Raw genomic sequence first — 8,990 nt, forward strand, 5'->3', positions numbered from 1 at the left:
GGCGGACTGCCTTCAAGTTTCAGAAAACCGTAGCTCATGCTCTTCTCCCGTTATTGGCCTCTCAGGAGGCAATAACAAACTGTCAGTCAAAGAATTGGTTCGACCCCGTCACGCATGATTATCATGACCGATGTTGGAAGGACCCAGCGACCCAGCAAGAGCACCACTGGAACTGCTCACGTCGCGGGATCGGCAGGTGGTTTTGAAGAACCGGAATAGAGGCTTCGGAGTTCGGCCTCCTCCACGCCGTCGGCCTTCATGACGAGCCGGATCATCGGATCGGCAAGCATCTCTTCCAGAAAGAAATCGGTCAGCGCCTTGCCGGTCAGCTTGTCCTTTGCCACTGCCCGTTCGAGTTCCGCAAGGGGGACGGTCAATGTCCGGCTGAGACCCGGATGGGAAGCACGCGACTGAAGATGGACAAGAACGGTAGGCCGCCAGCTATCCCCGCCGACTTCGTCCAGCGGACCCGGGATCAGGGTTTCGACCTCGTATTCGCCGGCCGGAAGTATCTCATTGAAGCTTGGAAGTTCGAAGGGTCGTAAAAAGACGGCTGTTGTCTTGATCGATGCGGCCAATTCGTCTTCCTCCTGAAGAGCTGCGATGGCAGATGCTCTGGCGCACCTGCTATCAGTTCCTGCGCTTGTGCCTGCCGGATGGCCATGGCGGAGAACTATCTGCATCACTGTTCGCGCACGCACGCCTCGTCCCCACGCTGGAAGCCCGGATTACACCGCCAGCGATTGCCGGAGTCATCAAGATGTGCGTTTTCTGGCAAGTCGATCGCGATGCAGGCGCTGTTCTGTTCGTCCGGCTCGTATCCACGTTCGCAGCGCCATCCGGGCCCGTAGGCAATGGGATCGTGAAAGGCATGCTTCGGCGGGACAACAGGGTCGCACTGGTCACCAACCTGAACAAATCCCCGTTCACAGGCCCAGGCATCGCCGTAGTCAGCATTGGTCAGGTAACCATTCTTCGGCACCACGATTGGGATGCACCTGTCTCCGCTGGCGGTGAAGCCCCGGTCGCAGGCCCATCCGGGTCCCCAAGAGCTGTCGTTCAGATAAGAGTGCTCCGGCAGAACAACAGAGACGCAAGTGTCCCCTTCTCGTCGGTATCCGCGCAGGCATTCCCAGCCATAACCGGAAGACTTCAGAAAGGCGTTCGCAGGCACCGGGATCGGAATGCAGGACGCTCCATCAACCGCCTTATAGCCCCGGAGGCAGGTCCATCCCGCTCCATGGGACCGTTTGGTGGCATAAGCGTTCTCGGGGACCTCGATCTTTACACACTCTGCGTCCTCCATCCGGTAGCCAAGGTCGCAATCCCAGCCGCCTCCATAGCTGCGGGCATACGCGTTTTCCGGGGGGGAACCGGCATCGCTCTGCGCAAGCACCGGAAAAGCGAGAAACGCAAGAACGCCTGCCAGGGAGGCAATTGCGACAATCATCCGCGCCAGGGACCTATGCTCGGGTTTGGGTGTCGGTATCATGAAACGCGTCCCTTTCTTGCCAAGAGCTTTCCCGCTGATCGGTTCTTCCACCCGGCAATGAGGAAGACGTCTGGCACGGGGACGGCGATGTCACTGTCTGGGCCCATGCCGCAGGTTCTGGATAGGTCAGCCCTCATTGCTCGGACCGGCCATTTCGGACGGAGGGGCCGAGCCGGCACGTTCTACCGGCGCATCCAGGAGGGCGTCACGTTTCAACGCCAGACTGAGATAAGCCGACGAAGTCGGTCTCATCTCCGTCGGCCCGGAGTTGTGCCCCTTCCCGTAGATCATCAGATAGGCCCCTGTTTCCCTGTATGCGGCGAAACTGAGACCTTCGAGAAGCTCTTCCTCCACCAAGACCTCATAGCGACCGGGCGGGAACTCCTTGTCGGAACCAGGCACGACAAAAGCATGCCTGAATTCAACAACCGAGGTGCTGGTCCGTGTGAACAGGTGATTTTCCTGGCTAAGAGCGCTGTGGGTTTTCTCGGGAAATGCCACATTATCTTTCCCGCCGCGCAGGGGTCAGCGCTGTTTTCCATCCTCCGCCACCGAAAAAAGGGCGGAGTTTGACCCCGCCCGAACCGTTGACGCTCGTAACTGGATGCTGCCCTAATCAGGCAAATGGCTCTTTTTCTCTGATGCGCCTTCGTGATCCGGCTTTTGCCAGGTCTCGGCGTCCTCTCGATCTTGCAGGCGACCGGGATCACCGTATTCCAGCTGTGGATCGCGCGGCTGATTGTTCTGATTGTCGGCTGGGCGCAGGGTCCCCATCGGGGGTCCTCCATAAGTCACAAGCAGAGCAGTCCGCTGTGACCCTTCAAAGATGGGAACCATCCTTGGGGATTGCGAGAGCGTTGGCGGCACAATCGTGCAAGCCTCTGGTCACGCGCTAAAGAACCATGCGCATTCAAGAGGGGGGCAGCGTCGGGGTATCAAGCCGAGGTAATCTGGCCTCCGGCACGGTCTTGCCTTGATGGAACATGAAGAGCGACGGTCGGCCTGAGCCTGAATGGGAAGGTCCAACTGTCATCCCTGCTTTTGCACCAATCTGTCATCCATCCTCAGGTGCCTTCGCAGGACTCCCCATCCGGGCAACCTCCTCCATGATGGTCTTGAAGGGCTCGGACACGTTGATCAGGGTGCCGTCGGTGAGCTTGATCTCGGTTCCCGCATCGTCTGCTGCTTCCCTTACAGAAACAATGTGATGGATCGCGATGGCGGTCCTGCTGGCTGGCCGCCCCGGTTCGTTCAGATGAAATACCACGAAAACCATTTTTGGTCTCTCCTTACGCGGTCCGTGTCAGGACGATCCTGCCATGGCCAGCGTCAGGGCAGGGGCCTCCGGCAGGAGCTCCAGCTCCTTCAGAACATCGGCCTGCGTCATCGTTTCCGAAAGCTCGTCCGTCCACACACGGAACAGGTCCAGCTGATAGGTTCCAAAGGACGTGATCATGGCGCCGTCCGCCGCATCGCGTCCGCGGACCATCAGGATGCGCCCGATCCTGGGCGTGTTGTAGCGCGCATCGAAGGTATACCAGCGGTCTTCCAGATAAACCTCGAACCAGGCGCAAAAGTCGCCGGGACCTGACGGTGGAACGCCGATATCGCCGAGATAGCCGCTCGCATAGCGCGCCGGAATGTTCATGGCGCGGCAGAGTGCAATCGCCAGGTGCGCAAAGTCCCGGCATACCCCGGTCGCCTCAGACATGGCATGGACCGCGGTTTTCGTGGGCCGCCCGAATTTGTAGCCGAAGGTCAGATGATTGTGGACGAAGTTGCAGATTGCCTGGACACGCGCCCAGCCGGGCTTGGTGCCGGCAAAGAGATCCCAGGCCTGTTGCGACAGCATGTCAGCGTCGCAATAACGGCTGGCCGTCAGGAAGGGTAATGTCTCGGGGGGCAGGTGCGCGACCTCATGCTGTCGGGCGTTCCAGTCAAAGACGTCAGGCTCTCCCTCGATCTCGATGACGTCATCGGACCAGAGCCTTGTCTGTCCGCGGGGCGCCACCAACCGTGCCCGTCGGTTGCCGAAGGGGTCCAGAAACTCCTCGATCGGCACGGGGGGCTCCGTCCGGATCTTGTTGGCACCAAGGATGCGGCCTGCAACGGAAGGGTGGGGCGAGAGGGCAAGGATCAGGGGAAGAGGTCCTGGCGTGCTTATGATGATCTCGAAACCAAAGCGGACAAGCATGAGGGCCTCCTTGCAAGGGGCAGGTTTGATCGGAAGGCCGCCTTTGCGGCGGAACGGCGCTGCCGTGTGGCGCCTGGAAGAAGGCCCGCTGCCGGCGCAGGACCATCTGCCCATCAAATGCTGTTCGGCATTTACGTCTTATCGTAACCGCTGGTCTTGAAGAGCCTTCAAGGAGGAGACGGCCAGGAACCACAAGACGGTACAGATGCCGGGGCAAGCGACAAGCAAGAGGGGGTGAGGCAACATGCCCAGCAACCGTTGAATTCGCAGAGGCACGCGCGAACCCAGGCGGGTTGCGTTCCCTCCGAGAACGGCAAGGTTTCCCCCGCCGCCACCTTTATCCATTCAAACGTCAGCTGCGCCCAATTGCCTAGCGCTTCTGTCTATGCGTGGGTCTGATGCTGCCAAGGCGCGCCGTTTTTCAGCATGGCGTTTGCGAAGGCGATGATAACCGGCTTATGCGGCTTGTGCGCAGGCCTTCTTCTTTCTCGGCCGCTTGGCCGCTGGTTGTTCAAGAGGGGTGGCGGCCGCTTCGGCATCCCGCGCCAGTCTGAGCCTTCGCAATCGCTTGCTGTTGGCGTCTCGCTGGCTGATCTCGTTCGAGATTATCTCTCTTGCCGCGTCGTTCGTTCGATCCCACAGGGTCTGTGACGCCGGGACCTTGAACAGGGCTTCGGCTTTTTTTGAGGCCATTGTGGCGCTCCTCGATAAGTTGCCCGGCCCTGACAGGGCCGGGCACTGGGAGTCTGGGATCAGGCCAGTGTAAGGTTCGAGGCGGAGTCACGGCCATCGCGACCGCGTTCCACATCAAAGGTCACTGCCTGACCATCAGCCACCTGATGGATGCCGGCGCGTTCCAGCGCCGAGACGTGAAGGAAAATGTCCTTCGTGCCGTGTTCGGGCTCAATGAAGCCAAAACCTTTAGTTGCGTTGAACCATTTCACGGTGCCGTTGGCCATCGTGAGATCTCCTCATTGGTGCCACCCGCTGAATGCGATGGCCTGGCTTGGCGTCATCAAAGAGCGACTGAAGCCAGAAGGAGACAGAAGTCGAAGGAACAGCGTTGCCATAGACAGGTGGGCATCATACCGCCCCATTACAAGGGCGGTGCGATGGCGTCCCGAGGCGTGGCGTCGCTGGCAGGGGTCATCATTGCCCGACGTTATTCCTTCAACCGGCCCGGATCGCGTTTGGCGCAGCGGAAAGAAGACTGATCGCGCATCCGCCAACCGTGGATGCCGGAGACGTGTCTATCTATTCTGAATTCAGCGACCTACCCTGCGAAAATCCGTCGCGCATCGACGGCCAACAAGGAACTGACCGATGGCCAAAGGCATGAACAAGCGAAAACGTGACGAGAAAAAGCCCAAGAAGGAAAAGCCCAAGGTCATCGCCGCCGCACCTAGCACCAAGGGAACAGTGGCAGGTCTTGCTGTGAAGCCAAGCAGATGACGGTTGATGCCGTGCCGCCAGAGGCCGGGCCGGCAAACCATGAGGGCGAGATGGTGATCATGCAGGCGATCCTGAAGAACTGCGCCGCCCTCGGGGTTGCGCCCGAGGAGGCAAAACGCATCGCCGTCCGCTCAGTCATGAACCTGCGTCGAACCCAGAGCGTCAGATAAGCCGCAGACGCTCAGTCCTTGTCCGGAGCAGCGTGTGAAAATTAAGCCTTGCCCTCCGAATTTGGTGCTGCGGGCGCTTCCCCAGCAAGGGGGTGGGGGGCGAGAGGCGTCGGGTTGGCGTTGATGATGCGGCCGCCCCCTGACGGCATCTGATATGCCAGGTGGGTCTGCATCGGTCCACAAAGGGGAGCGGTCATGTCGAAAGTTTTCACGGTCGGGTTCGATCTGGAAACAAATGTATTCCAGATGCATGTGACCAGGCATGCCCTTGCGGATGCTGAAGTGACCTGCGGCAACTTCTTATGCTCGTGATCCGTGCCGCCTTGATCGCCTTGTTACCGTTCGTCTCACCAGGCGCGGCGGGCGCAATGTGCTTTGAGCCGTCCGAGCCATACTGCGTCAGATCCTCTAATACCTTCGAAGATCGTTATGCTTTCGATAGCTGCCTCCAGGAAATGAAGGCTTATCGCAATGGCGTGACAGCCTTCCAATCCTGCCGAGAGGATGAGATCGCAGAAATCCAAGATGAAATTCAGCGCGCCTTACGGACGTTGGAAGAAGCAGTCAAATTTTGGAACTGCCGCGCTAAAGGTGGCACGCTTTGTCCGTAACCGACAGCAAAGCCGCCGCCCCTGCTACACTCCAGGGACGCGGCTAGAAACGCGAGAAACTCTCCCGGCAGCCGAAGTCGCATTTGGGCTAGCGCATCCCCCTAACGTCGAGATGGCGCAGACTGAAGAACAGCCATTTGATATTATAGGTGAGGCCACAAAGCCCGCTGCCCGCGCAGGACCATCTGCCAATCAAATGCTGTTCGGCATTTACGTCTTATCGTAACCGCTGGTCTTCAAGAGCCTTCAAGGAGGAGACGGCCAGGGGACCACAAGACGATACAGATGCTGGGGGAGGCGACAAGCAAGAGGGGGTGAGGCAACATGCCCTGCAACCGTTGAATTCGCAGCCGCACGCGCGAACCCAGGCGGGTTGCGTTCCCTCCGACAACGGCAAGGTTTCCCCCGCCGCCACCTTTATCCATTCAGACGTCAGCTGCGCCCAAGCGCGTCGTAATGGCTGTTGATCCTGACATCAGCCAGAGACCGCACCCTGACTGGGGTGACAACAGCAGGGTCGCCAGCGAGCCAGTCGACAGCCCGCCAAAATGCTCTTGCGAACAGACCACGCTGTGCTGCGGGACTTACCAGTGCGTCTGCATTTGCAAGCGACGGGCGTTCGTTCTGCGATGTTTTGTAAGTTATCTTCATTTTTGTACTCTTTCACAAGGTAAAGGCAGATGCTCATGCCTGAACCGTTAACGTGGACAATCGCACTGTCCTCATCAGGAAGGCGGTTCTTCTTCTGGGACACGTCGCCTTCGTCGGCCATCTTCCGGGAAGCCTCGTCGTCTTGGCTATTCTGGCGGCCATCCAGGGCTTTGTCCTCGCTCTTGGGCTCGGCTCGTGCATCTTTTGGAGAGGCAGGAATTCGTACGGCCATTGTCCGGCCCTCTGTGAGGCAGGAACAGAACATTCTGTCGCACCTCCTAAAACATGGGGTGCATAAGGTCGTTTTGCATCAGTGATCCTGCCCCTAAGTGCCAAGCCCAGGGGAAGAAAGGAAAGAAGGACGAACTGCTCCGCGCCGATGTTTCGCGCATGCACTTGGTCCCCAGGTCTCCCGCCTCTGCAACTCTCTGCCTGGCCGTCGGGAGAAGCTGGCTTCTCCTCGCAGCGGCAGATGGTGAAATGGAGGCATTATCGAAAATCACCGGCAACTGAAATATCAGATTGTAAGTCGCACGATCGACGGTAGCGGCGGTGATGTTGCCGGCACCGTGCAGGAACAACGACTGGATCGTCTCGTCCTGCGAGACATCGGTGAATTCGAGGCTGATGATGATCCAGTGCCCGCGCCACTCGCCGATGCCGCGATGGAAGTCGCGTTCGTCAAGACGGTGGGCCATGCGGAGCAGATTATCGTCGAGCAGCAGCCGGATTGCGCGAAACAGATTTGTCTTGCCCGACCCGTTCTCGCCTATGATCGTGTTTACGCCTTTTTCGAACTTCACCGTTGCGCGGGCAAAGTTTCGGTAATTGACCAGCTGCAGTTTCGATATGTGCATGCATCCACCCGGACTGGAATTGTGTTGTGATTAGGTGCGGTCGGAAAAGCGATTGAACGCGGTGATTTCGTGCACCAGAAGCTCAACATCGCGCAGGTAGATTTCCTTGCGAAGGAAGGCGATTTCGGCGACCTGCAAGCCATCGTCCACATCGATGTACCAAGCGCGAGGATTGGGATTGTCGTCGCCATTCCAGCGACAGCCGCGGGCCTTGAGCACATCCTTCAGATCGAAAGGGGAGTTTTCCGCCCAAATCCGCCAGCTTGGGCGCCGCGCCTTTTCCAACAACTTTTGCATCGCCGGCACGCCGCTTGAAGGAAGCGGCGACGCAAGCAATTCGATGGCGGCCCGACAGTCGTGAATTGCGCGGTGCCGGTCGTAGAAAAAGCCGGCGCCGGCGGCGAGATAGGCAAGCTTCACGCCTTCATGCCCTTCGTCGATCCAATCGACCTGCGACATCGAACAGGCCCAGGGCTTAAGTGCGAAGGCAGCGCTGAGGCGTTCGAGAAAACGCCGATCAAAGCTTGCATTATGCGCGATCACAAGCGAGGCACTGTCGACCAGTGCTCGGACAGCGTCGATATCGATCCGCTTTCCGGCAACCATCGCGTCGGTAATGCCAGTCAGTCGCGTGATTGTAGGGGGGATCGGCGACGATGGCTCCTGAAATTGCTCGTAGGGTGGACCGATATCGCAGATGAGGCCGTCTAGGGCGTGTTGACAAAAGGGATTCACCGGGCGCGGTGATCGTGATTCAAGCTGGTATCTGCAATGGAGACCAGCGTGGCACGAAACCTGATGTCGAACGACGAGTGGGCGTTCTTTGAACGCTTCATCCTGGCTGTCCGTTCTCCGAACGGCCGCAAGCCCACGAACCATCGGCTTGTTCTGGATGGGATTTTCTGGATCGCCCGAACGGGGTCGCCCTGGCGCGACCTGCCGGAAGAGTTCGGCAAATGGTCGTCTGTCTATCGGCAGTTCCGGCGCTGGACGTTGGCGGGGCTGTGGGAACAGATCCTGGAGGCGCTGAACGAGAGCCGGATCGTGCCGGATGCGCTGCAGATGATCGACAGCACCGTGGTTCGCGCTCATCATCAGGCAGCGGGCGCAAAAGGGGGACTCCGCGCCAAGGTTTCGGCCGCTCGCGAGGTGGCTTCACGACCAAGATCCATCTGCGGGTCAATGCGGCAGGCCTGCCCATGAGAACCGAGATCACGGCCGGGCAGACATCGGACTACCTCGGCTTCGATCTGGTCATGGCTGACAACCTGCCCGAGCCAAGCGTTCTGCTCGCAGACCGCGGCTACGACTCCGACAACATCCGCAAGACCATGGAGGTGCGCGACGTGGTGCCGGTCATCCCCATGCGCAAAACCCGGAAGCTACGGGTCGCCGTTGACCGCAGGCTCTACCGCCTGCGCAATCTCGTTGAGCGGTGCTTCAACAAGCTCAAGAATGCCCGTCGCGTCGCCACCCGCTACGACAAGACCGCCGAAAGCTTCCTGGGCTTCATCGACATCACGTCGATCCGCCTCTGGCTCCGCCATTTGTCAACATGACCTA

At 59.2% G+C, this 8,990-nt stretch carries 12 protein-coding genes and 1 pseudogene; 3 read left to right on the top strand and 10 right to left on the bottom strand.

Going from position 1 to position 8,990, the window contains the following annotated elements:
* Nucleotides 1-176: 176 nt before the first annotated feature.
* The 8 genes from ACTJI6_RS22885 to ACTJI6_RS22920 all read right to left on the bottom strand — a co-directional run bounded on the left by ACTJI6_RS22885 (nt 177) and on the right by ACTJI6_RS22920 (nt 4,645).
* Nucleotides 177-578, bottom strand: a complete 402-nt coding sequence (locus tag ACTJI6_RS22885) for a hypothetical protein (protein WP_440803985.1) — start codon at nt 576-578, stop codon at nt 177-179.
* Between the two features lie 104 nt (nt 579-682).
* Nucleotides 683-1,492, bottom strand: coding sequence for a hypothetical protein (locus tag ACTJI6_RS22890; RefSeq protein ID WP_440803986.1), 810 nt, complete (start codon nt 1,490-1,492; stop codon nt 683-685).
* A gap of 126 nt (nt 1,493-1,618) precedes the next feature.
* Nucleotides 1,619-1,993, bottom strand: coding sequence for a hypothetical protein (locus ACTJI6_RS22895; protein ID WP_440803989.1), 375 nt, complete (start codon nt 1,991-1,993; stop codon nt 1,619-1,621).
* Between the two features lie 111 nt (nt 1,994-2,104).
* A complete protein-coding gene (locus tag ACTJI6_RS22900; RefSeq protein ID WP_164555331.1) occupies nt 2,105-2,266 on the bottom strand; it encodes a hypothetical protein in 162 nt (53 codons plus the stop codon).
* A 280-nt stretch (nt 2,267-2,546) separates the two neighbouring features.
* Nucleotides 2,547-2,768: a hypothetical protein gene (locus ACTJI6_RS22905; protein WP_440803991.1), complete on the bottom strand. Its 222-nt coding sequence runs from the start codon at nt 2,766-2,768 to the stop codon at nt 2,547-2,549.
* Nucleotides 2,769-2,795: 27 nt separating this feature from the next.
* Nucleotides 2,796-3,686 (bottom strand): transglutaminase-like domain-containing protein, encoded by an 891-nt coding sequence (locus ACTJI6_RS22910; protein WP_440803993.1) that lies wholly within the window; start codon nt 3,684-3,686, stop codon nt 2,796-2,798.
* Nucleotides 3,687-4,142: 456 nt separating this feature from the next.
* Nucleotides 4,143-4,379, bottom strand: coding sequence for a hypothetical protein (locus tag ACTJI6_RS22915; RefSeq protein WP_440803995.1), 237 nt, complete (start codon nt 4,377-4,379; stop codon nt 4,143-4,145).
* A 59-nt stretch (nt 4,380-4,438) separates the two neighbouring features.
* Nucleotides 4,439-4,645 carry a cold-shock protein gene (locus ACTJI6_RS22920; protein WP_126156212.1) on the bottom strand — a complete coding sequence of 69 codons (207 nt, stop codon included), beginning with the start codon at nt 4,643-4,645 and terminating at the stop codon, nt 4,439-4,441.
* Nucleotides 4,646-5,009: 364 nt separating this feature from the next.
* Between ACTJI6_RS22920 and ACTJI6_RS22925 the strand changes: the two genes are divergently transcribed.
* Together ACTJI6_RS22925 and ACTJI6_RS22930 are read left to right on the top strand one after the other, a co-directional pair.
* A complete protein-coding gene (locus ACTJI6_RS22925; RefSeq protein WP_268236168.1) occupies nt 5,010-5,138 on the top strand; it encodes a hypothetical protein in 129 nt (42 codons plus the stop codon).
* Nucleotides 5,135-5,308 carry a hypothetical protein gene (locus tag ACTJI6_RS22930; protein WP_164555323.1) on the top strand — a complete coding sequence of 58 codons (174 nt, stop codon included), beginning with the start codon at nt 5,135-5,137 and terminating at the stop codon, nt 5,306-5,308. Before ACTJI6_RS22925 ends, ACTJI6_RS22930 begins: the two co-directional genes overlap by 4 nt.
* A 1,540-nt stretch (nt 5,309-6,848) precedes the next feature.
* On the opposite strand, the gene ACTJI6_RS22935 is transcribed toward ACTJI6_RS22930, so the two are convergent.
* Together ACTJI6_RS22935 and ACTJI6_RS22940 are read right to left on the bottom strand one after the other, a co-directional pair.
* Nucleotides 6,849-7,427, bottom strand: a complete 579-nt coding sequence (locus tag ACTJI6_RS22935) for an AAA family ATPase (protein ID WP_440803999.1) — start codon at nt 7,425-7,427, stop codon at nt 6,849-6,851.
* A 30-nt stretch (nt 7,428-7,457) separates the two neighbouring features.
* On the bottom strand, nt 7,458-8,306 hold the full coding sequence (locus tag ACTJI6_RS22940; protein ID WP_440804001.1) for a 3'-5' exonuclease: 849 nt from the start codon (nt 8,304-8,306) through the stop codon (nt 7,458-7,460).
* Here ACTJI6_RS22940 and ACTJI6_RS22945 point away from each other — a divergent pair.
* A pseudogene (locus ACTJI6_RS22945) lies at nt 8,226-8,986 on the top strand (IS5 family transposase). The gene ACTJI6_RS22940 and the pseudogene ACTJI6_RS22945 sit on opposite strands and share 81 nt — an antisense overlap.
* Nucleotides 8,987-8,990: the final 4 nt, after the last annotated feature.

It is taken from the genome of Paracoccus sp. 22332 (assembly GCF_052045125.1).
GTDB classification, from domain to species: domain Bacteria; phylum Pseudomonadota; class Alphaproteobacteria; order Rhodobacterales; family Rhodobacteraceae; genus Paracoccus; species Paracoccus haematequi_A.